Origin of the sequence: Loigolactobacillus binensis (assembly GCF_005405165.1) — a bacterium.
In the GTDB taxonomy this organism is placed as follows: domain Bacteria; phylum Bacillota; class Bacilli; order Lactobacillales; family Lactobacillaceae; genus Loigolactobacillus; species Loigolactobacillus binensis.
The window spans coordinates 28,055-50,614 of the sequence record NZ_BJDN01000011.1 but is presented as its reverse complement, the minus strand read 5'-3'; the positions used below and the strand labels follow the sequence as shown (position 1 = coordinate 50,614).

Sequence of the window (22,560 nt, the reverse complement as noted above, 5' to 3'; positions counted from 1 at the left end):
GCTTTCTTAGTGTAGAAAAAAGTGACGTCACATCTGACCTAGTGCATTAGATTTAGGCCATTAATCTACAAATTCTAAATTTTATTGACTGAATTTTAATTTTCAAAGTAAGCCTGAATTGGCGAAGGCAGCTTCGTTGATCACGTTTAGCCGCCATTTTTGAATACTATGGTCGTAGATCAATTCTGCCACCCGTTCTTGATCAGCACTGTGCCAGTCCTCATTAACTAACTTAAACCGACTATTCAAATAAAGGATCGGAATATGGATCTCCTTCTGCCGGCTATCAATATCCTCAAACGAAAATAGCGCCCCGTCAATGAATAATGGTTGTAGTTGTTGCAAGATCACGGGATCAATATCTTGGATCAGTGACCGCCGCCGAAACAAGAAACGCATATCCGGGTATTTTTCTTGTAAATGCCGTTTTAGACTGCGATTCAAAACAGCGTAAAATTGCGGTAAATGCCGATAATAGGTTTTAACCGTCCCATCAGGCAAATCCAAATAAACGTAATCGTTTTGCAACTTATAGTAGAATGGTGATTCCAAATGGGTATAAGCATGCCCCAAATAGAGCAGCTGCGCGACTTCGTTCGGCGTGACCTGCTCTAGGTATAGTTCATGCGCAAAATCGATCCACTTATGCGTTAACAAATGGGGATCGGTCAAGTATGAGGCAATCGCCGGCGCACCCGAAATAACGTTGAACCCAGTGTGGGGATCAACATCATCATCCAGATCAACTGGCGTCAACAGTAATAAATGATGCGGCACCCGCGGTAACGCACCAGCAAAATCCTGTAAACTAATGCCATAGGACAATATTAAATTAGAAACCGTCTCTAAATGGACGTATACCACATTCGCACTCATGATCCCACTCCACATCAATTTAACCAATACTCACTTTATTGTACTACGAAAAGCAAGCAAAACCAGCCAAAAAACAATTATTCACCTAACTGACACATAGCTGTAAAAAAATAAAAACTGCGCCGTAAATATCAAGCGCAGTTAACTTTCATTTAAATTTAAAATGAAACTTTTGGTGTTGCCTTTTCGGCTTCCGGCGTTTCCAAATAATTGATCTTTTGGAAATTATGCACCGGCGCCAAAATATTGCCGGGGAAAGTTTGGATCTTATTGTTGTAATTAACGGCACTTGAATTATATAACTGCCGCGCGTAAGCAATTTTATTTTCTGAATTGGTCAATTCATCCAAAAGCTGTCCGAACTGCTGATTTGCTTTTAAGTCCGGATAGCTTTCCGACAAAGCAAAAATATCCTTTAAACCAGCAGTAAGCTGATTCGATACCGCCATTGCCTGCTGATGATCATCACTTGGAACTTGCACCAACTGATTACGCTTAGTGATCACATTCTCTAAAGTACTTTGTTCATGCTTAGCGTAGCCCTTAACGGTTTCCACTAAATTAGGGATTAAATCATTCCGGCGCTTCATCTGAACATCAATTTGACTCCAAGCCTCATCGGTCCAATTACGACTGCGCACTAAACCATTGTAGAAGCCGATATACCCAATCACGACCACCGCCGCTAATAAAATCGCAATTAAAATAATCCACAGCATCGCAAACCCTCTTTTCTTTTAACTGATTCATTTGCATTAATTGTCACAGATACGATTCAACTTGTCAATTATGATGTTGCTACTAGTTTTTCGCGGTAAATTACTGATTGGTCTAAGTCGCTTACAGACTATAGGTACGCTTACAAAAGTTCTTAGCACTGATTGTGGGATAGTCATCCTTTTATTTTTATTGAATCGTGCTAACATAGAATTATCTTGTTTTTCAGAAAGAAGGTGAGCGCTTGAACTCGGTTCGGCACAAACGCCCGCAATGGCAACAAAATCTTTATGTTTTATGGTTTGGCTGTTTCATGGCGGGTATGGGCTTTAGTCTAGTATTACCTTTTATGTCACTTTATATCGACACACTAGGCCATTTTTCCCACATGCAACTTAATTTTTGGAGCGGGCTCACCTACTCCGCTACTTACTTAGTCACCGCCATCGTTTCACCTTGGTGGGGCCGCTTAGCCGATCGCAAAGGCCGCAAATTAATGTTATTACGGGCTTCCGCCGGTATGGCAATCGTTATGGGGGCCATGGCTTTTGTGACCAACGTTTACCAATTAGTTGCGTTGCGCGCGTTACAAGGCGTTGTCTCCGGCTTTATCAGCAATGCCAACGCCTTGATCGCCACTTCGGCTCCGCGGAATAAAAGCGGCCAAGCACTAGGTACTTTGTCAACGGGCAGTGTGACGGGCCAAATGATCGGCCCGCTGCTTGGTGGCACCATCGCCGGTTTCTTCGGTTATCGCGTCACCTTTTTGATCACGGCGGCCTTATTAGCCACCGGCTTTGTTTTATGCCTATTTTTCGTTCACGAAACGCTGGAACCAGTTGAAAAAGGTAAACAGCAACCGGTAAAAGAAATCATTAAGCAACTCCCTTATCCCAGCCTGATCATCGGGATGTTTGTCACCACCATGTTCATTATGGCCGCCAACAACTCGATCAGTCCGATCATTAGTTTATTTGTCCGCGAATTAATGCATAATCACGGCAATGTGCCGCTGATCAGTGGGATCGTTGCGGCTTTACCTGGGATCGCCACCTTAATTGCGGCACCCCAATTCGGTAAGCTTGGTGATCGAATTGGGACACAACGAATCTTGTTATTAGGCCTGATTTTTGCCACGCTGATTTACTTGCCGCAAGGCTTTGTGACCAGCGTTTGGCAGCTGGCCGTGCTGCGGATTTTTGTCGGAATTTCCGATGCGGCCCTACTGCCGGCTGTCCAGACAATTCTAGCCAAATACTCGCCGCACACTGTGGCTGGTCGAATCTTTAGTTACAATCAGTCCTTCCAGTCAGTCGGCCAAGTTTCTGGGCCACTGATCGGTTCCGGTATTTCCGGTTTTCTCGGTTACAACGGCGTGTTTTTCACCACTGCCGCTTTAGAATTTGTTAATTTTGTTTGGGTCTGGCGCAGTACCAAAGGCCTTCGTTCTAAGCAAAAAAAATAATCGTCGGCAATTAGCTGACGATTATTTTTTTAGCGGGATTTTCCGAAACATAAATTTATCTAACCAATGAACATCACGTCTGATCCCAATATAACCTAGCGCTGCCACCGCAAAAGTCCCTAGCGCATCGGCGATCAGATCGCCCATGGTATCCATTAATGCGGCTCGTCCTTGCAATAAAACCCCGTGCACCATGAACCGTTGCATATCTAGACCTAATAAGCCGTCAAAAGTAAATTCATAAAACTCCCAGAATACGCCGACCGACAGGCCAAAGGTAAAGGCAAAAATACTCATAAATAGCGGCGATAATTGGGTCAACTGCTTGCCACGGAAGAACACGCCGATCAGCGCGTAGCCTAAACAGCCCAGTAACATCGCGCTGCCGACATGTAAAATTTTGTCCCAATACGGAACGCGACCGTAAAACTGATAAACTGTGCCTAGGTAAACGGAACCGTAAATAAATAGTAGGAACAACACATATAAAATCTCTGGCAATTCAAAATGGCCTAAGCGCGCGATCCATTGGGGCAACAATAAGATCACCACACCGAGAATAATTTCCAACAATAGAAAAAGTTGCTTACCGCGTCCAGTAACGGGCACTGTCGATACGGCAACGACCGTCAAGGTTAACGACAGTAACATTGAGAGCAAAATAAAGGCTAACAAATAATTATAAAAACGCCATTTTTTCACTAAATCTCACCTCGTAATTCAATTTTTGCACCGGAAATATTAGAAAGCGAATCGATTATACCATAATCAAGAACTAGCGGATGGGTTACTGCTTTATCTGGCTAGTGAACCACCCTATTCTAAAGCAAAAAAATAAGACCCCCGACAAAACCATAGTTTCATCAGGCGTCCATTGCAATTGCTTAGTCTTTAGCAGGTGCCGCATTGGCATCGGTAAAACCATATTTTTTGTTGAACCGATCAACTGCACCATCGGCTTGCGTGAACTTCTGCTTGCCGGTGTAGAAAGGATGTGAGTCGGAACTGATTTCAACTAAAACTAATGGGTAAGTGTTACCGTCTTCCCATTCAACCGTTTGGTCAGATGTTTTCGTTGAGCCGGACAAGAATTGGAAACCTGTCTGGGAGTCACGGAAAACGACGGGATGGTAATCTGGATGGATTCCTTTTTTCATTACTATTCGCTCCTTTGCCCTGAATCATACTAACATTAGCGTGTTAACGTCGTTAGCCGGAAACAGCCTAACTAGTTAAACCTAAGCCAGCCTGCGAAACAGAGATAATTTGGTTACACAACTAATAAATAGTACCATGTGCCGCTTAATTTTGCAATTAGTGATGAAAATTTTTTGTTCGTGTTGTTCTTAAATCCAATTTATTCAAATTTTGGAAGAAGGCGTGATTGTCAGATGTGCGTTGCATAAAGCGTAAAAGCGGCTCCGTGTAATCTAGCGCATCGCCGGTCATTGAACGCCGAAGCTTCCACAAGGCCTCTAATTCCGCCTTAGGCAACAATAATTCTTCCTTACGGGTACCAGATTGCTTAATGTCCAAGGCCGGGAAGATCCGCCGTTCAGCTAATTCCCGGGATAAATGTAATTCCAAATTACCGGTTCCCTTGAATTCCTCATAGATCACATCATCCATTCGGCTACCCGTATCAATCAGCGCTGTGGCCAAAATAGTCAAACTACCGCCTTCTTCGATGTTACGGGCCGCACCAAAGAAACGCTTCGGCCGATAAAAGGCAGCTGGATCAAGCCCGCCAGATAAGGTACGCCCGCTGGACGGTGTCGTTAAGTTATAAGCACGCGTAAGGCGCGTGATCGAATCCAGTAATATGATCACGTCTTGCTTATCTTCAACTAAGCGTTCGGCCCGCTCTAAAACCAATTCGGCCACACGCGTATGGTTGGCCGGTTGTTGATCAAAGGTGGAAGAAACCACATCACCTTTGACTGAACGCTCAATATCCGTTACTTCTTCCGGCCGTTCGTCAATTAAAAGGACGATCAAATACGCCTGCGGATAATTTTGGGCAATACCGGCTGCGATGGCCTTAAGTAAGCTGGTTTTCCCGGCTTTAGGTGGCGCCACGATCAACCCGCGCTGACCGAAACCGATCGGCGCAAAAATGTCGATCAAACGCGTGGCCAGTTGTTGTTCACTGGTGGCTAAGCGAATTTGTTGTCGCGGATATAAAGCGGTCAAAGCAGGAAAATGCGGCCGCTGCTTCGCCTCTTCTGGATTCTTGCCATTAACGGTATCAACGTGCATCAACCCATAGTAACGTTCACTCGGCTTAGGTGGCCGCGCCCGCCCCACCACTTTATCGCCGGTGCGTAGGCCAAAACGGCGGATCTGGGAAGCCGAAATATAAATATCTTCTTGGGAAGGACCATAATTGATCGGCCGCAAAAAACCGAAGCCTTCGCTGCCTACGATCTCTAAAACGCCTTCCATTGAAACAAAACCTTGCTTTTTAGCCTGTGCCCGCAACACGGCCAAGGATAATTCTTTCTTGTTCATTTGACTGTAATAAGGAATCTTGAAATCACGCGCATACTTATAAATTTCTTTCAGGGTTTGATTTTCCAATTCGCCCATGGTCAAAAAGTCGCTCATTAAATTGCTCCGTTCATTTAAATTAATACAAAAAACGGAACGAAAAGCACTGCTTTTGCTTACCAGCGCAGCCGTCACCTTTCGTTCCATTACTATTTTTATCGGGATGTGATCGAAATTTGCTCGACATCATCCACAATTTCAACTTGTGCACCAAGACCACGTAGTTTATCAACGACCCGTTCATATCCGCGCAAAATATTTTCCACGTTGCTGATCACGGTTTCACCTTGCGCCATCAGCCCTGCCGTCATTAAACACGCCCCAGCCCGAATTTCGTCAGCCGAAACCTCAGCGCCGTAAAGTTGGTCAGCGTGATGCAGAATGATCACATCATTTTCAATGGTGATATCAGCGCCCATCCGGATCAACTCTGGAATATGCTTGACCCGTTTCGGGTAGATCGTATCAATGATCAAGCCTTCACCCCGCGCTTTTAACAACAACGGCGTCATCGGCTGCTGTAGATCCGTAGCGAAACCAGGATAAACGGCGGTTTTGATCTGGACCATTTTCAAATGATCCGAAGGGTTTACGTAAATGCTGTCTTCATGATAATCCAGCTGGACACCCATTTCTTCCATTTTTGCCAGAAAGGCATCTAAATGTTCCGGAATAATATTCTTGACCAAAACACCATTGCCGACCGCTGCCGCCATCGCTAAATAAGTGCCGGCCTCGATACGGTCAGGGATGATCGTATGTGAATTATGCGCTTCTAAACGATCCACACCGTCGATCCGAATAATATCGGTCCCAACGCCACGGATCTGCGCGCCCATGTTATTTAAAAATGTAGCTAGATCAATAATTTCCGGTTCCTTAGCGGCATTTTCAATGATCGTCCGCCCCTTTGCGCGAACTGCAGCCAATAAAATATTGATTGTTGCGCCAACAGAAACCATATCTAAAAAGATCCGCGCACCGTGTAATCCTTCAGCTGGTGCCTTGATGTACATCGCACCGTGTTCGTTGGTAACTTGCGCACCTAACGCTTCAAAGCCCTTAATGTGTTGGTCGATCGGCCGCGGGCCAATATCATCACCACCAGGCAAGCCAACAATTGCCTCACCAAACTTACCCAACAAAGCCCCCATAAAATAATAAGAAGCGCGCAAACTTTTAATGCGCCCATTTGGCAGCGGTGTAGGTACAATTTTTGTTGGGTCGATCTTGAGGATATCCGCAGTGAACGTTGAGGTCACGTGCATCGATGCCAAGATCGACATTAAATTATGTACATCCCGAATATCAGGTACCCCATCCAGTGTCACCGGCGTATCAGCTAAGATCGATGCGGGGATTAGCGCAACGGTACTATTTTTTGCGCCGCCGATCGTCACCGTACCGGATAGCGGTTTGCCACCTTGGATCCTCATTTTCTTCATATGCTACTTTCCTCACTTCAATTATAATCATTTCAATGATAAAGAATGTAACCTAAAAATACAATACCTTAGCCGCTTTGGTTAGTAATTTCTAACAATTTCTTTACAGCCGCAAAGCTTATCTAGGCTAACCATACCGAAAAATAATCAGTAAAACCAGTTTTATGATTTTACCAATTCTTAATATTTGTCATCTACTGTAATCTGTTATTTAAGCTTATTAACAGAATTTTAAGCCGTCTGTCAACTGACAAAAATAGAGGGCCGCAGTTAAATCAGCCGCTAGCCCTCTAATTTAAGCTATTTAGTTCATTTTGGAAAAAGCTTAGCTGTGGCTAGCGGTTTTGATAAAGGCTTTGTATAACCCTTCAGGCCGACTTGGCCGGGACAAAAATTCTGGATGATATTGCGCCGCCACGAAGAAATCATTTTGTGGTAATTCGATTACTTCAACTAACCGGTTATCAGGAGAAACACCTGAGAAAACTAACCCTTTAGCAGCTAAAAGTTCCCGGTATTTGTTGTTAAATTCATACCGGTGCCGATGCCGTTCTTGGATCTCAGGCACGTTATCATACGCAGCAGCGGCCACGGAACCTTTTTTAAGCACACAAGGATATAGGCCTAACCGTAAAGTCCCACCTAAGTTTTCCTTAGCATTTTGATCCGCCATTAAATCAATAATGGGATCCGCAATATCAGGTTGGGTTTCCGTGGAACCAGCAGCCTTCAAGCCGACAACGTTGCGGGCAAATTCAACACAAGCCATTTGCATACCTAAGCAAATACCGAGGAACGGCACATTATTTTCCCGCGCGTATTTGATGGCCGTAATTTTACCTTCAAGGCCCCGGTCGCCAAAACCGCCGGGAACCAAGATCCCATCAGCATCGCCTAACAATTCCGCCACATTCGCGTCGTTAACATTTTCGGAATTAAATTTAGCAATTTCCACATCAACATCGTAGAAGTAACCGGCATGCTTCAACGCTTCGGTAACCGAAATATAGGCATCTTGTAATTCAACGTATTTACCAACTAAAGCGATCTTAGTTTTGCCTTTCAAATTGCGAACCTTTTGCAACAGGCCATTCCACTCCGTCATATCAGCAGCCGGAACATTTTTCATGTTGAACCGATCTAACACGATGTCATCCATCTTCTGCTTTTGTAAATTAACTGGAATTTGGTATAGCGTATCAACATCTAAGGATTCGATGACGGCTTCTGGTGTAACGTCACAGAATAGCGCAATTTTGTTGCGCATATCTTGCGTGATCGGTTTTTCAGAACGAACAACCAAAATATCAGGTTGGATCCCCATGCCGCGCAATTCTTTAACCGAATGCTGCGTTGGCTTGGTTTTCATTTCGCCAGCCGCACGCAGATAAGGAATCAGAGTAGCGTGGATATATAACACATTATCCCGCCCAACATCGGCCTTCATTTGGCGAATTGCTTCCACAAACGGTAACGATTCAATATCGCCGACGGTCCCGCCGATTTCCGTAATGATAATGTCGGAATCAGTTGTTTTCGCCGCGCGCATGATTTTTTCTTTCAGCGCATCCGTGATGTGCGGAATTACTTGAACGGTAGCGCCGAGATAGTCACCATTCCGTTCCTTTTGTAAAACTTCGCTATAAATTTTCCCTGTCGTAACGTTGGAGTATTTATTTAAATCTTCATCAATAAAACGTTCATAGTGACCAAGATCAAGATCGGTTTCTGCACCATCGTCGGTCACAAAGACTTCCCCGTGTTGATAGGGATTCATTGTGCCGGGATCAATGTTGATATAAGGATCAAATTTTTGAATCGTTACTTTCAAACCTCTGTTTTTCAGTAGCCGTCCCAATGATGCCGCAATAATTCCTTTGCCTAGTGATGAAACAACGCCGCCTGTTACAAAGATATACTTGGTCATAACATAACTCCTTCAATATTATTCGGGGGAACACCTGAGAGTGGGCCACGTTTTTGTCATTCGCTCATAGCAAATTCAACGTAAACGTGTTTTGAAAGGCAGGTTATTGCGTCTAGCTACGCTTGCTGAACGATCCGCTACGCGTATCTTATCAGTAAGCTAGGCTAAACTCCATAACCTAGGCGCCTTTCAAAACACTCTCAAAATAAAAATAAGCTCCCCATTCCTTAGAATAGGGAGCTTATCATAACCGTTCATTGGCTTTACAAATACTTGTAAAGCGCCCAAGCAATATAATACATGGAAATCACTTAAGCGTCAAGCATTCAATTTCAAGAACAAGCAATTAAGCTTTATCGTCATCATCATCTGCGTCCGTGGCGGTACCGAAGTCATCGTCATCGTCCGCGTCGAGATCATCATCATCAAACTCAGCTAATTCACCTTCAATACCATCCGGCAAACTTTCGTCTGGTGCATCATCGCTATCATCGTCAACGTTGGCTAACAGATCATGATCAGTATGATCGCTAACGCCGGTATCGTCATCGTCGTCAACATAATCTTCTTCATCGTCGAGATCATCGTCATCGTCTTCAGGATCATCATCGTTATAGTCGATCACATCGTCATCATCACTGACGTCAGCTAAAAAGGCATTGACCTTCTTGCGCCGCTTGCGCTGTGGTTGATCTTCTTCGTCTTCTGGATGGTTGACTTCTTCATCTACTGAATCGAATGGGTACCACGAACGTAGACCCCACACGTTTTCACCCAATGAAATAAAGCTACCATCAACATTTAGATCCGTATAAAATTGTGACAGCCGATTACGGACTTCCTCATCACTTTCACCTAAATATTTTTGAATGGCATTGACTAGGTCGGCAAAAGGTAAAACATCCCCTTTTTGTTCTAAGATCGCATGTGCCACTTCGATCATTGATAATTCGTTTTTTTTCTGTCCTTTAAAAACGTCGAGTTCCAACAGGTACACGTCCTTTCACGCCGCTATTAATGTTAGTTTATCGGCTCAAGGCCACCAATAAGGTGCTGCTATTTCAGGCAGTAGCCATTCTTGTGGCCAGTTTAAGGAACGCAGTTGCAAAGTTCACAACTGCGTTTCCCCCACTCAAACCGTTGCGGTCACCGCAAGGAGCACGGCTCTGCAGTCTATCCTACATCATACTATGCCAAATTTGAAAAAGCAATATCAAGCCGTAAAAACAAGTCGCAATTGATAATCGCCGAGATGATCGCTGCCAGCAAACAATTGATATTCAATGTAAATCTCTCCAGAAACCGGCTGTTCCTTGATCCGCATATCTAGTCGCGGCGTGACCGTTTCAATCGGGATCACACCATATGGCGTTTGGTAACGGGCGATAACGCGGGTGTTACGACTAAAATGTAATTGTAGCCGCTGGTTACCTTTTTGCTCACCACGCGTGAGTTTAACATCGCCATCAGCCTCCAACTTCATCGTCACCGGAATCGGTGTGCCGTCGTCTTCGGATGTTTCTTTATACCGAATATAGAGGGCCCGCCCCACCTGCACTAACTGGCCAGGTTCATCAAAAATATGCTGTGTCGAGTCACCAGCTTGTTGTACCACCGTCTCTAAATGAATCATGATCGGTAAGCTTGTTGAAAGATCCATAATTTATTGCCACCTTTTTTCAAAGTCTATAGATTCATTATATCAGTCCCGCCACTTTCTGCGTACTATCCAACTTCAAGTAGTCGCAGGGACTTTACGGAAAAGGTATAATGAGGTGATCAGACACCAGCGCAAGGCGGTGTGTGCAAAAGTATTGAGCTCCTGAACAGCTGGAACTACGCCGGATTTACGTGCGGCTCACAGGCAGCTTTTATAAAATTACTGAAAGTACTTAACTAGTGGCCGCTTTGTTAATATTGCAACGCGCAGCCCTTAAAAAATCAATCAAAGGAAGTTATTATGGATTATCGTAATCAAATTTTACCCCGTGAAAAAGTTTTGCGCGACCCGGTGCATAATTATATTCACGTGCAGCATCAAGTTATTTTAGACTTGATCAATACCAAAGAATTTCAACGTTTACGGCGCATCAAACAATTAGGGACGGCCTCATTTACTTTTCACGGTGCTGAACACAGTCGCTTCAGTCATTCGGTTGGCGTGTACGAAATTGCCCGGCAGATCTGTGATAACTTTCAGCGTAATTTTCCAACGCAAAAGCCTGGTGACGGCTTATGGGACGACCACGAACGTTTAGTTGCCTTATGTGCGGCTCTGTTACACGATATCGGTCATGGCCCCTACTCGCATACTTTTGAGCATATTTTCAAAACCAATCACGAACAAATCACCGTTGCGGTTTTAACGGATCCAACCACCGAGGTCAATGCCGTTTTGCAACGCGTCAGCCCAGATTTCCCTGAGCAGGTCGCCAGTGTGATCACCCACGACTACCCTAATCCCCAAGTTGTGCAAATGATCTCCAGCCAAATCGACGCCGATCGGATGGATTATTTGTTACGCGATGCTTACAACACCGGCACTGAATATGGTAAATTCGATCTAACGCGAATTCTGCGGGTTATGCGCCCGTATAAGGAAGGGATCGCCTTTTCCATGGACGGCATGCACGCAGTTGAAGACTACATTCTCAGCCGCTTCCAAATGTACTTACAGGTTTATTTTCATCCGGTTTCCCGCTCAATGGAAATGATCCTACAGCATTTACTGCAGCGGGCGAAAACGTTGTATGAAGAAGGCGCCCTCCCCGCCGAAAATGTACCCCATTTGTTGTTGCCATTTTTGGAAAACGACTTCACTTTAGCTGATTACCTTAAATTAGATGATGGGGTGCTGACCACCTACTTCATTCAGTGGCAGGATTTCGACGACCCGATCCTAAGTGATCTGGCCAGCCGCTTCTTAAACCGGCGGCCGCTTAAATCCGTGAGTGTCACCGAAAAAACGCAAAGCATGCTGCCCAAGATGCGCCAATTGATCGCCGCTGTCGGCTATGATACCACCTATTATACTGCGATCAATAACAGCTACGATCTGCCTTACGATGCCTATGATCCGCACGCCGCAAATCCCAAAACGCAAATCGAGATCAGCCAACCAGATGGCAGCTTGATCGAATTGTCAACGCTAAGTGATATTGTGGCGGCGATCAGCGGCAAAATGACGGGGGATGAACGCTTTTTCTTCCCTAAGGAAATGTTGACCCGCGAAAACACCGGCAACCTATTCGCCTCAACTTATCAAGCATTTCAAAGTCATATTTTAAACGGAACTTTGGTGCCTTAAAGCGCTTGTTGCCGGCACCACTGCGCTAACGCCCACCGATGTGTTGGCCGTTTTAGCTTTTGCGCGGCTTCAGCTAACGGTAGCCATTTGATCTGATTAAAATCACCTTCCAGTGGCGCTTGGGTTTTGACTAAACCCGTTCCGGCATAAAAATGGGCGGGATGATAATAGGCCTGTTTGCGCCAAGTGGAATAAAAATATTCACTAGCTCGGCCCAAATAAGCGGTGATCTGCAAAGTGCCCCCGACCTCTTCGATCAATTCACGGGCAATCGTTTCAACATCAGATTCACCAGGCTCAATGCCGCCACCTGGTAGCAAAAAGGTATGGTTAGGCGGCTCAACGACTAAAATTTGCTGCTTGGCGGCATCCGGCACGACCACATACGCACCGATTCGCGTTTTATAAGTTAACTTAGGATCGCGTTCACCAAAAACAATTTCGTCCACAATTAATTCCTCCTAGCGTGTGTTTAAAAAAGCGTGCAGATTTGGCGCACTAGCCTGACTTAAGGCTAATGTTGAAATTATCTATATTGTAGCTGACTCATTGCCGAGTGGCCAGTGGAAAAATGAATTCAACTTAAAATACGCTAAATAAACTAGTAGCTGCGTTACAACCGATCAATACCCCACTGGCACCCGTTCTTAATAACTGAATTTAGCAAGCAGCCGTTGTTTACGCCTGTTCGCCAAAGTAAAAAGCGTGCCTAATTGAACTTAAAATTTAAGTTCAGCTAGGCACGCTTTTATCGTCAAGGGAACACTTAAAACAATAGTTACTTCTGCAACTGGTCTAGTTCCTTCATTTTTTCGGTCCGCAACTGGCCACAAGCAGCGTCGATCTCCGTGCCAAATTCACGGCGGATCTGAACGTTGATCCCCTGTTTTTTCAGGGTGTCATAAAACGCCATAACGTGCTTTTTGGGACTACGTGAATATTGATCGTGTTCTGCAACTGGATTATACGGAATCAAATTGACGTAAGCCAAATGACGGATATTCTTCAACAAGGCCGCCAATTGTAGCGCTTCTTCTGGGTGATCATTAACATCATTAAGCATGATGTATTCAAACGTGATCCGGCGGTTAGTTGCGGCCAGATAATAATGCACCGCAGCGAATAGCTTGTCTAAATTCCAAGTGCGGTTGATCCGCATGATCTTGCTACGTAACTCATCGTTAGGTGCGTGCAACGAAATTGCTAGATTGACCTGCGTATCCCGGTCCGCAAAGTCACGAATTTTGTTGGCTAAACCGCTGGTGGAAACGGTAATGTGGCGCGCCCCGATCTCTAGGCCTTTTTGATCGTTAACAATTTCTAAGAACTTCATCACGTTGTCAAAGTTATCGAACGGTTCACCAATGCCCATAACGACAATGTGGCTGACCCGCTCGCCTTCACCTTTTTCATCTAAATGCCGTTGAATTTGGACGACTTGGGCCACAATTTCGCCGGCGGTCAAATCCCGCTGCTTCTTAACTAGGCCACTGGCGCAGAAGGTACAGCCAATGTTGCAGCCGACCTGCGTGGTCACGCAGACGGATAAACCGTAGTCGTGGCGCATTAAAACAGTTTCGATCATTAATTTATCTTCTAACTCAAATAAATACTTAGCGGTTTCGCCATCTTTAGATTCTTGAACCACCAATGATTTTAAGGGGGTAAAATCAAAATTTTCTTCCAATAATGCGATTGTTGCCTTAGACAGGTTTGTCATCGCTGCAAAACTAGTTACCCGTTTGATATAAAGCCAATCCCACGCCTGCGTTGCCCGAAATTTTTTGTCACCATGTTCAATAAACCAATCAATTAAATCTTGTTTGTTCAATCCATAAATGGACGTTTTTGCCATTATCCTGCCTCCGTTTTTCTGTGTTCACAATAACGCTTATGTTAGCCTAACTCAGCGCACCACGCAAGTTAATTCGTTGCCCGCGCTAAAATGACGCGTTGTGATTGGGTTCTGCTACTTTTTTAGTTATACTTATTTTAACAAGGGGGTTTTAGTATGTTAAAAGAATTTCGGGACTTTTTGATGCGCGGCAACGTAATGGATCTGGCGGTGGCCGTGATCGTTGGTGGCGCCTTTACCACGATCGTCAAGTCACTGACCACTAACCTGATCAATCCACTACTGGCCTTGTTCGTAGGTAAAGTCGATCTATCTGGCATCGTTTTGACTTTAGGCACGGCGCAATTCAAAGTCGGTGCGTTTCTAAATGACGTGATCAACTTTATCGTGATCGCTTTCGTCATTTTCCTACTGCTAAAAGGCATTACCAAACTGCGGAATCTAGCGGCCCACGAAACCGCTGCAGCAGAAACACCACCAACTAAGGAAGAAGAATATCTGAAAGAAATTCGCGATTTATTAACGCAACAGCAACAAAATAAATAAAGGGCCTAAATCCGCAAGCATTGCGGATTTTTTTAATACCAAATACCAAGCGCTAGCACCAAAAGCCAACCGCCAAATTGCCACCAGCGCGTCAGCACCAATAGCGCCAAATAATCGCGTAAAGCCCCTAAGCCAATGTAACTGAGTGGCGTCGGCGCCGCGTAGTAGCACCACTGATACGGCAAACGTTGGGCGTACAATGCCGCCCGTAAAAGGTGAAAATTACTGGTCAATAGCCCTAGCGTTGTGCCGGATAATTTGGCCACCGATAGCTGTAAATTCTCCCAAGTCGACGTTGAGCGGGTCTCTAAAATAAGGGCTGCGGCTGGTACCCCCATTTGCTGTAACGCGGTGGCCATCGCCTGTGCTTCCGACCAGGGCTCATCTGCTCCCTGCCCACCAGAAACCACCAATTGACAACCATAACGCTGGTAAAGGCGGGCTGCTTGACGGACGCGGTAAGCCAAGGTCAGCGATAATTGCCCATCGGGACGCAAACCGGAGCCTAACACAATGATTGTTGCCGGTACCTGGGACTGCGGATAAAGCACCAAAAGTAAACTTCCCAGCACGTACGCCACCCAACCGGCACTGAAGTACCCCACACTTAACCATAACAATCGAAGCAATTGACTTGGCCACCACAGCGTCACCAGCGGTAAAGCAAGTAAAAGCAAGGCCACTAACTGCAAAGCGCGGTAGGCCAAGTGCTCACCGTGCTGGCGGATCAACCGGCGAGCAAAGCGCCAAAATAAATAACCGATCAGCCAAAATAGGCCACTAGTCAGCACGTAAAGTCCCGGCAAAAGGGGCGCCAAGCGGCTAACCAGATCCAATTGCCAAACAAGCAATAAGCCGGTTGCGACTAGGCCATAACCTGCCAACCAAAATTGCTGGCGCCAAGCAGCCAAAAGCAGTGAAAAAGCACCTAAAAAGACGATCAACCACCACATATCACTCACCTCAGTTAACGAAATAAGCGTGCTCAAACTAGCCATTTAACCGCTAATTTAGCACGCTTATTTAGAATGTATTTGGAATAGTATTCAGTCATGCTGGCTAAATACCACATTAGTAATACCGCTAATTATCCAAATATGCTCTAAGTCGAAACTTTATTTCGTTTCTTTATGGAATTTATTTTCAAACAAGGGACTTACTGGCTTGTTTTCGTGGATCCGTTTGATCGCATCGCCAATCAGTGGGCCAACGGAGATCTGAACGACTTTGGCGATCAATTTTTCTTTAGGCAGTTGGATCGAGTCAGTGACCACTAACTGTTTGATCGGTGAATTGGAAATACGTTCGATCGCTGGGCCAGATAAAACGGCGTGGGTCGCACTGGCGTAAACTTCGGTTGCACCAGCATCCATTAAGGCTTGCGCCCCTAAAGTAATGGTGCCGGCAGTATCGATCATATCGTCGATCAAAATACATTTCTTACCTTTAACGTCACCGATGATGTTCATAACTTCAGCAACATTAGCCTTAGGCCGCCGTTTGTCGATGATCGCTAATGGTGCTTTCAAGAATTCTGCTAATTTCCGGGCCCGCGTAACGCCACCATGATCAGGTGAAACCACCACCGCATCATCGTCAACACCATGTGTTAAGAAATAGTCAGCGATCAGTGGTGCCCCCATTAAATGATCAACGGGAATATCGAAGAAACCTTGAATTTGCGCAGCGTGCAGATCCAACGCCAAAATTCGGGTGGCGCCTGCCATTGCTAACATATTAGCCACTAACTTAGCCGTGATCGGTTCACGCGAACGCGCCTTACGGTCTTGCCGCGCATAACCATAGTAAGGCATCACAAGATTAATTGATGCAGCAGAAGCGCGGCGTAAAGCATCGATCATGATCATCAATTCCATTAAGTTATCATTAACTGGTGCGGAAGTTGATTGGATCACGTAAACGTTGTCGCCACGAATGCTTTCTTCAATATTGATGCGAATTTCACCATCGCTAAAGCGATCCACCGTGGTCTTACCAAGCTCGACCCCGACTTCATCGGCAATTTTTTGCGCTAATGGCTTGTTTGAATTCAAAGCAAAGATTTTTAGCTTTGGATCAAAATAATGTTCTGACATGAGAGCCTCCATTTTAATTTAATGTCGTTTAAGTTAAACCCACATTATAAATAATAGGTAATTTAGCCGGACAAATCAAGCGTGACTGCGAAAACTTACGCTATTTTCATGAAAGATTAATTTTCAGGTTCGTGGGGTAGTTTGGCCCAATAATCGGCTTTGTTGGTCTGCCGCGCGCGGGCAATGGCCATATCATGGTAAGCCACATCATTGGTGATCGTAGAGCCTGCCGCAACAAAAGCATGGTCAGCGATATCGACCGGCGCAACAATATTAGCGTTGCTGCCAACAAAAGCCCAGTCGCCAACGTTGGAGTGATGCTTATTCAAACCATCATAATTAACAAAAACAACCCCACAACCAACGTTGATATGTTCACCTAAGGTGGCATCCCCGACATAGGATAAATGGCCCACCTTCGTGTACGCACCTAATTGTGCTTTCTTAACTTCACAGAAATTACCGATATGCACGTATTCGCCGATCTCAGATTGAGGCCGCAAATGGCTCATTGGGCCAATATTACTGTGGTCATGCATAACCGATTCTTCGATAGTGGAACTGGTGATCTGAACATCATTGCCAATTTTTGCATCACGCAAAGTTGAACCCGCGCTAATATAGCAGTCACTGCCGATCACCGTTTTTCCTTTTAATGTGACCCCGGCTTCAATGGTGGTGTCGGCCCCGATCTCAACGCCGATCTCAATATACGTCGCCGCTGGGTCGATCAACGTGACGCCGTTGACCATGTGTTGTTCATTGATTCGGCGCTGCATGATCGCAGTGGCCTGTGCCAAGGCCGCCCGCGTATTGACCCCAAGTGATTCTTCGAAGTCCTTCATCCGGTAAGCCGAAACGATCTCGCCTTTAGCCTTTAAAATACCGATCACGTCCGTTAAATAATACTCACCTTGGGCATTATCATTCCCGACTTCATGCAAAGCCGCAAATAACGCCGCGTTATCAAAGCAATAAACGCCGGTATTGATCTCCGTGATTGCAGCCTCTTCATGACTGGCATCCTTTTGCTCAACGATTTTTTCCACAACGCCTAAGTCGTTACGAATGATACGCCCGTACCCTGTGGGATCCGCTGCCGTCGCCGTCAAAACAGTCGCTTTGGCGCCTTTTTCCTTATGGTACTCAAATAACTGTTCAAAAGTTTTAGCGGTCAATAGTGGCGTATCGCCACTGACGATCATGGTCATCCCTGCTTGATCACCTAGTTGCGCCTCCGTTTGCAAAACGGCATCCCCAGAACCTTTTTGCACCGCCTGAAGCGCATAATCCGTTCGTTGACCTAAAGCTGCCTTCACCGCGTCAGCCCCGTGGCCGATCACCGTAACGATCTTATCCGGTTGCAATTGCTCGACTTGGGTCAACACGTGATCCACCATCGGCCGACCACAAACGGGATGTAAAACTTTTGCTAATTTTGATTTCATGCGGGTCCCTTGGCCAGCCGCCAAAATCACCGTGTACTTTGCTGTCATTTCTCTACCTCTATTCCGCGATTATGCTGCCGCACCACTGCAATGACCTAGAAAATAGCAAAAAAGTTAGCTTGCCGAATAAGCCGCGCAAGCAAGCGAAAAATACGCTGCAAACTAATTGCTACCTCCGCTAGACCAATGATTTGGTTAAACAGCATTTACCTAACTATCATAGCCTAGTCATAAATCACTGACAAGTGGTGCCACCGAAAAAGGGCCAAAAAGGCGGTGTGTCAGCAGCACGCTCACCGTTAGCACTGCCCTAGGCCGCAAAAAAAGTGCACCCCACAGTCGATTTGGCTAAGGGTTGCACTTCTATCAATCTGGCTGCGCCGTTGTTGTCAGCGTACTGATTTCCTTGGTATGACTGAGCCGCTCATAAAATAAACGGTCCCGGCGAAAAGCCATTGTCAGCATAACGTGCAGGCCAAAAACAGCCAGCACCACCCCGACCACTAACAACGCCAGTAAATAATAATCAAACTGGCTGCGCGGTGCCCGACTTAACCCGTGTAGCAAAAGCACAGGTAAACTAAGTGTCGGCACCACTGCGCCGTACAATAATAGTTGCCGCCAGAACAGCTGCCACCACCGTAACGGAACGGGCAAAGCGGCAGTGATCTGAATTTTGACCACCCATTTACCTAGCGTATTGCCGCGCCACAAACCAGGCAAGATCACAAAATAGCCTAATACTTCTAAGGCGTACCACAAGCTGGGAATGCGGGTCACATTATACGGCAAGTCGCGACTTAACAAGTCGACCAGCGCACTGACCACCGTCAAAAATAACCAGTCAACGATCAAGGCGACCAACCGGCGGCTAAAACTGACCCGGCGCCCTTTAACTAACTAACGCCGTGGTCAGCATTTGACGTGAAGTTGGAAACAACGGTGTCAGCAAAGGCGCTAACCCATAACCGATCAGTCCCCCTAACGTATTGAGCATTAAATCATCCAAATAGCCGATAAGGCCGTGGATAAATCCCGTAAAGGCCTGAAAGTTGTGTCGTTTCAAAAAATAGGGTCAAGGCAAAACTTAACAGCAAGACCTGCGGAAAACGACGCTGAAAATAATAACGCAGGTAGGCACCAAAGGGAATGGTCAAAATCACGTTAAACGTTGGCTGCACAAAGGCACTCTGCTTAAGCGCCGGCAAATAAGTACTCGGCTCACGCCACTGTAGAACCGTTTCCTGCATGAATTCGCGAACAAATAAAAATGGTTTTAAATTGTAGTGTGGCGATGTGTATAACGCCACCAAATGCCGTGGCGGTAACGGTAACACGACTAAAAAGTAAGCCGTCAACAAATAAAAAACAAACGTATACAAAACAAAAGCACGCCAACCAGTCAGCGCGCCATACTTACGGTATTGATGGATCAAAAACGGGATCGTGATCGCTAACGCTAGAAATGGAAAAACTAACAATGCGATTTTGATTGGGTATAAATAAGCGCGCATACGTTACTTAAAGGTGCGGCGCAAATAATTGCCTGGGGCCACGTGAATTGTTTTATCTCGGCTATCAACCTTATCCACCGACAACAAAGCCGTGTAATCGGCGATCGCCCGCTCACCGGCAAACGCTGATTCAGCAAAAACAGTCACGCCAACCAATTCAGACTCGAACTCTTCGATCAAGCTCTTCATTCCGTTGACGGTGCCGCCGCCTTTCATAAAGTCATCAACGACCAAAACACGCGAGCCCTTTTTCAAACTGCGCTTGGATAATTCCATTTTTTCCACTCGTTCGGACGATCCGGAAACGTAATTAACGCTAACCGTCGATCCTTCAGTGATTTTCGAATCGCGGCGCACGATCACAAACGGAACGTTTAAGTATTGGGACACACTTTGTGCGATCGGGACCCCTTTGGTTGCCACCGTCATCACCGCGTCAACCTCTTGGGCAACGTATTGGGTGGCGATCAGCCGGCCAACCGTACGTAAAACTTCTGGCTGCCCGAGAAGATCAGATAAATAAACGTAGCCACCAGGTAAAAGGCGGCTTTGTTCGGACAATTCAGCCGTCATCGCTTCAATAAATTCTGTTGCTTCATCCTGACTGATCGTTGGAATAAAGCGGACACCACCAGCCGCACCAGGAATCGTTTCTAAGATCCCAGTTCCGCGATTATGAAAGGTTCGGCGTACAATACCTAAATCCTCACTGATCGAAGACTTAGCCGATTCATAACGCTTCGCAAAAAAAGTTAATGGGACTAATGTATGGGGCCGCTCTAATAAATAGCGGGTAATATCGATCAACCGTTCACTTCGTCTTATTTTCAATTAATCCACCTCATTTCAAGACATTCGCTTGTCTATTATATAGAGTTTACCTCAAAAAGGCTAGCATTTATCGTCTTTTAGCCAAAATAGTTCGTTTTTAATTAAAAAGGGACTAGTGTGGCGCGCAAAAAGTACTAATGCATCGTAGTTATCAGATCAACGGCCTTAACTAATTTTTAGGACTTTGAAGTTTAGCCGGAACAGGGCAGAGTGGGTTAGATTCCATTCCGGGGCGTGAGGACGGAACGCGTGGCGGTTTGGCGAGCTAACTTTTCCAGTTTAAAGCAAAAGCAGGTGGAAAAGTGGATCTCGCCAATACCGCATAGTTCTAAATGGTAAAGCCCACCATTAAGAACTATCGACACAGCTGATCCTCGCGCCCTGCATTCCATCTGGCCGCAGCCGAGCATTGAAATGTTATTTGTGTAAACGACGGCTATAGTAAAAACAGTTATACCATCAAGCGTAGTAGAGAAAGTTTATTTCCAGTGTTGCTTATAGTTAATGCTGCTACTCAACTTGAAAATTACGAACGATTAGAGCCGTTAAGCCACATTTGATTGACTAATCAAACGATTAAATTGATCAACAGTTAATGTTCAACCACTGCCAAGGTGGAATGGAGGCGCTGGCGTATCACTGGCGCTCGTTCTTGATAACTAACTTTAGCAAACATTTGTTGTTTGAACGTGTTCGCTAAACAGAACGTGCTTCCCGTTGTCGATTGGACTAAGCCAAAAACCGGCAAGTCCAAGTCGCACGCGTTGCCATGTTTCTTGCGGTGACCGAAACGGTTTGCGTTGAGGAAACGCAGTTGCGGACTTTACAACTACGCTCCTTAATTTTGCCACAAGAATGGACAACGACGCGTTAATCAGGACTTTGGAACAAAGTCTGCCACTATTAGCAAGTCCGTCCTCGCGCCCCGGAATGGAATCAAACCCACTCTGCTAGTTCAAACCATTTAATAATGGCCGTACCAGATAAACTTCGCGGCAAAAGCCTTTCATACTATTGAAAACGTGCTGCGCCCGTGAATATTTGGCGCATAAGCCAAAAACCGTAGGCCCACTGCCGCTCATTTGTGCTGCATCGGCACCGAAGCGCAACATTTGCTGGCGCAATTGCTTGATCTGCGGGTAACGCTGACTAGTGATCTCGGCCAAAGTATTGCCCATGCTAGCCAAAATTTGCGGATAATCCCCGGTTTCAATAGCGGCAACCATTTGGTCGATCGGTGGATGGTAAAGTTGCGCATCATACGAAATGGCGCGCAAAATACTAGGTGTCGAAACGCTGGCGCCAGGTTTAGCCAGCACCACCCAAAACGGCGGTAACTTAGGCAACAAGGTGATCTCATCCCCGCGTCCAGTCACCAGCGCCGTTTGCGAGTAGACACAGTACGGAACGTCCGAATCAATGGCCAAGCCTAAATGGGCCAGCTTTGCCAGCGGCCAATTTAATTGCCACAAACGATTCAACCCGCGTAAGACGGCCGCTGCATCCGAACTGCCACCACCTAAGCCGGCGGCCACCGGAATCTGTTTGCGAATATGGATCCGCGCACCATAAGTCACGCCTGCTTGCTGCTGCAGCAAATGGGCCGCTTGAAAAGCTAAATTACGGTGATCCACCGGCAAGAAGCCGCTATCTGTGGTCACCGTGATCTGTCGGGTTGTGGTTGTTGCCAACTCAACGTAATCCGCCAAATCGACTGAAGTCATCACCATTTTCCATTCGTGCTCACCATCGGCATGCTGAAAAAGGGCGTCTAAGCTTAAATTTATTTTTGCCGGTGCCTTCTCCGTTATTTCCATGCTCATTCCACCTGATCACTTGATTTGTTTCCAATTATACTAACTTTTACGCCAAGTTAAAAGTAGGATCAACTATCAAAAAGCAACTTAAAAACGCAGCGGCAACATTACCTAAACCATGCGTACCAACTGCGTCTATTTTTTTAGAGCAATAATGTGAAGTAAG

The 22,560-nt window shown here is 45.8% G+C and carries 21 protein-coding genes; 3 read left to right on the top strand and 18 right to left on the bottom strand.

The features are described from left to right. Positions 1-102 precede the first annotated feature (102 nt). Entirely contained in the window at positions 103-876 is a 774-nt protein-coding gene (locus FFM78_RS06735; RefSeq protein ID WP_137637682.1) for a hypothetical protein, read from the bottom strand. Positions 877-1,034: 158 nt separating this feature from the next. Then, complete coding sequence (locus FFM78_RS06730) at positions 1,035-1,595, bottom strand: LemA family protein (RefSeq protein WP_137637681.1); 561 nt, start codon at positions 1,593-1,595, stop codon at positions 1,035-1,037. A 242-nt stretch (positions 1,596-1,837) separates the two neighbouring features. Here FFM78_RS06730 and FFM78_RS06725 point away from each other — a divergent pair, with 242 nt between their 5' ends. Continuing rightward, on the top strand, positions 1,838-3,058 hold the full coding sequence (locus FFM78_RS06725) for a multidrug efflux MFS transporter (RefSeq protein ID WP_137637680.1): 1,221 nt from the start codon (positions 1,838-1,840) through the stop codon (positions 3,056-3,058). Positions 3,059-3,079: 21 nt separating this feature from the next. Here the strand turns inward: FFM78_RS06725 and FFM78_RS06720 are convergent, their stop codons facing one another. The 7 genes from FFM78_RS06720 to FFM78_RS06690 all read right to left on the bottom strand — a co-directional run bounded on the left by FFM78_RS06720 (position 3,080) and on the right by FFM78_RS06690 (position 10,640). Then, positions 3,080-3,760: a DUF2238 domain-containing protein gene (locus tag FFM78_RS06720; RefSeq protein WP_137637679.1), complete on the bottom strand. Its 681-nt coding sequence runs from the start codon at positions 3,758-3,760 to the stop codon at positions 3,080-3,082. A gap of 182 nt (positions 3,761-3,942) precedes the next feature. Continuing rightward, positions 3,943-4,215, bottom strand: a complete 273-nt coding sequence (locus FFM78_RS06715; RefSeq protein ID WP_003677625.1) for a type B 50S ribosomal protein L31 — start codon at positions 4,213-4,215, stop codon at positions 3,943-3,945. Between the two features lie 157 nt (positions 4,216-4,372). Continuing rightward, the gene (gene rho / locus FFM78_RS06710; RefSeq protein WP_137637678.1) at positions 4,373-5,665 is read right to left on the bottom strand and encodes a transcription termination factor Rho; all 1,293 of its coding nucleotides are present in this window, start codon (positions 5,663-5,665) and stop codon (positions 4,373-4,375) included. A 98-nt stretch (positions 5,666-5,763) separates the two neighbouring features. After that, positions 5,764-7,053: a UDP-N-acetylglucosamine 1-carboxyvinyltransferase gene (gene murA / locus FFM78_RS06705; protein WP_137637677.1), complete on the bottom strand. Its 1,290-nt coding sequence runs from the start codon at positions 7,051-7,053 to the stop codon at positions 5,764-5,766. A 325-nt stretch (positions 7,054-7,378) separates the two neighbouring features. Further along, on the bottom strand, positions 7,379-8,980 hold the full coding sequence (pyrG, locus tag FFM78_RS06700) for a CTP synthase (protein ID WP_137637676.1): 1,602 nt from the start codon (positions 8,978-8,980) through the stop codon (positions 7,379-7,381). Between the two features lie 346 nt (positions 8,981-9,326). Next, on the bottom strand, positions 9,327-9,968 hold the full coding sequence (gene rpoE / locus FFM78_RS06695) for a DNA-directed RNA polymerase subunit delta (RefSeq protein WP_137637675.1): 642 nt from the start codon (positions 9,966-9,968) through the stop codon (positions 9,327-9,329). 225 nt (positions 9,969-10,193) lie between these two features. Continuing rightward, positions 10,194-10,640, bottom strand: coding sequence for a YwiB family protein (locus tag FFM78_RS06690; RefSeq protein ID WP_137637674.1), 447 nt, complete (start codon positions 10,638-10,640; stop codon positions 10,194-10,196). Positions 10,641-10,940: 300 nt separating this feature from the next. Between FFM78_RS06690 and FFM78_RS06685 the strand changes: the two genes are divergently transcribed. Continuing rightward, entirely contained in the window at positions 10,941-12,287 is a 1,347-nt protein-coding gene (locus FFM78_RS06685) for an HD domain-containing protein (protein WP_137637673.1), read from the top strand. On the opposite strand, the gene FFM78_RS06680 is transcribed toward FFM78_RS06685, so the two are convergent. Then, positions 12,284-12,736, bottom strand: a complete 453-nt coding sequence (locus FFM78_RS06680) for an NUDIX hydrolase (protein WP_137637672.1) — start codon at positions 12,734-12,736, stop codon at positions 12,284-12,286. The two genes, FFM78_RS06685 and FFM78_RS06680, sit on opposite strands and share 4 nt — an antisense overlap. Before the next feature lie 329 nt (positions 12,737-13,065). Further along, positions 13,066-14,142: a dual-specificity RNA methyltransferase RlmN gene (rlmN, locus tag FFM78_RS06675; RefSeq protein WP_137637671.1), complete on the bottom strand. Its 1,077-nt coding sequence runs from the start codon at positions 14,140-14,142 to the stop codon at positions 13,066-13,068. Positions 14,143-14,298: 156 nt separating this feature from the next. Here rlmN and mscL point away from each other — a divergent pair, with 156 nt between their 5' ends. Next, entirely contained in the window at positions 14,299-14,688 is a 390-nt protein-coding gene (mscL, locus tag FFM78_RS06670; protein WP_137637670.1) for a large-conductance mechanosensitive channel protein MscL, read from the top strand. A 32-nt stretch (positions 14,689-14,720) separates the two neighbouring features. Here the strand turns inward: mscL and FFM78_RS06665 are convergent, their stop codons facing one another. The 7 genes from FFM78_RS06665 to ispE form a co-directional block, all read right to left on the bottom strand. Next, on the bottom strand, positions 14,721-15,686 hold the full coding sequence (locus FFM78_RS06665) for a YdcF family protein (protein ID WP_223877027.1): 966 nt from the start codon (positions 15,684-15,686) through the stop codon (positions 14,721-14,723). A gap of 117 nt (positions 15,687-15,803) precedes the next feature. After that, on the bottom strand, positions 15,804-16,784 hold the full coding sequence (locus FFM78_RS06660) for a ribose-phosphate diphosphokinase (RefSeq protein ID WP_137637669.1): 981 nt from the start codon (positions 16,782-16,784) through the stop codon (positions 15,804-15,806). Between the two features lie 116 nt (positions 16,785-16,900). Continuing rightward, the gene (gene glmU / locus FFM78_RS06655; RefSeq protein ID WP_137637668.1) at positions 16,901-18,280 is read right to left on the bottom strand and encodes a bifunctional UDP-N-acetylglucosamine diphosphorylase/glucosamine-1-phosphate N-acetyltransferase GlmU; all 1,380 of its coding nucleotides are present in this window, start codon (positions 18,278-18,280) and stop codon (positions 16,901-16,903) included. A 318-nt stretch (positions 18,281-18,598) separates the two neighbouring features. Beyond that, complete coding sequence (locus tag FFM78_RS13985; protein WP_263390747.1) at positions 18,599-19,087, bottom strand: RDD family protein; 489 nt, start codon at positions 19,085-19,087, stop codon at positions 18,599-18,601. A 146-nt stretch (positions 19,088-19,233) separates the two neighbouring features. Further along, the gene (locus tag FFM78_RS13980; protein ID WP_223877025.1) at positions 19,234-19,746 is read right to left on the bottom strand and encodes a VanZ family protein; all 513 of its coding nucleotides are present in this window, start codon (positions 19,744-19,746) and stop codon (positions 19,234-19,236) included. Positions 19,747-19,749: 3 nt separating this feature from the next. Beyond that, the gene (gene purR / locus FFM78_RS06645; RefSeq protein ID WP_137637667.1) at positions 19,750-20,577 is read right to left on the bottom strand and encodes a pur operon repressor; all 828 of its coding nucleotides are present in this window, start codon (positions 20,575-20,577) and stop codon (positions 19,750-19,752) included. A 950-nt stretch (positions 20,578-21,527) separates the two neighbouring features. After that, positions 21,528-22,394, bottom strand: a complete 867-nt coding sequence (gene ispE / locus FFM78_RS06640) for a 4-(cytidine 5'-diphospho)-2-C-methyl-D-erythritol kinase (protein WP_137637666.1) — start codon at positions 22,392-22,394, stop codon at positions 21,528-21,530. Positions 22,395-22,560 lie beyond the last annotated feature (166 nt).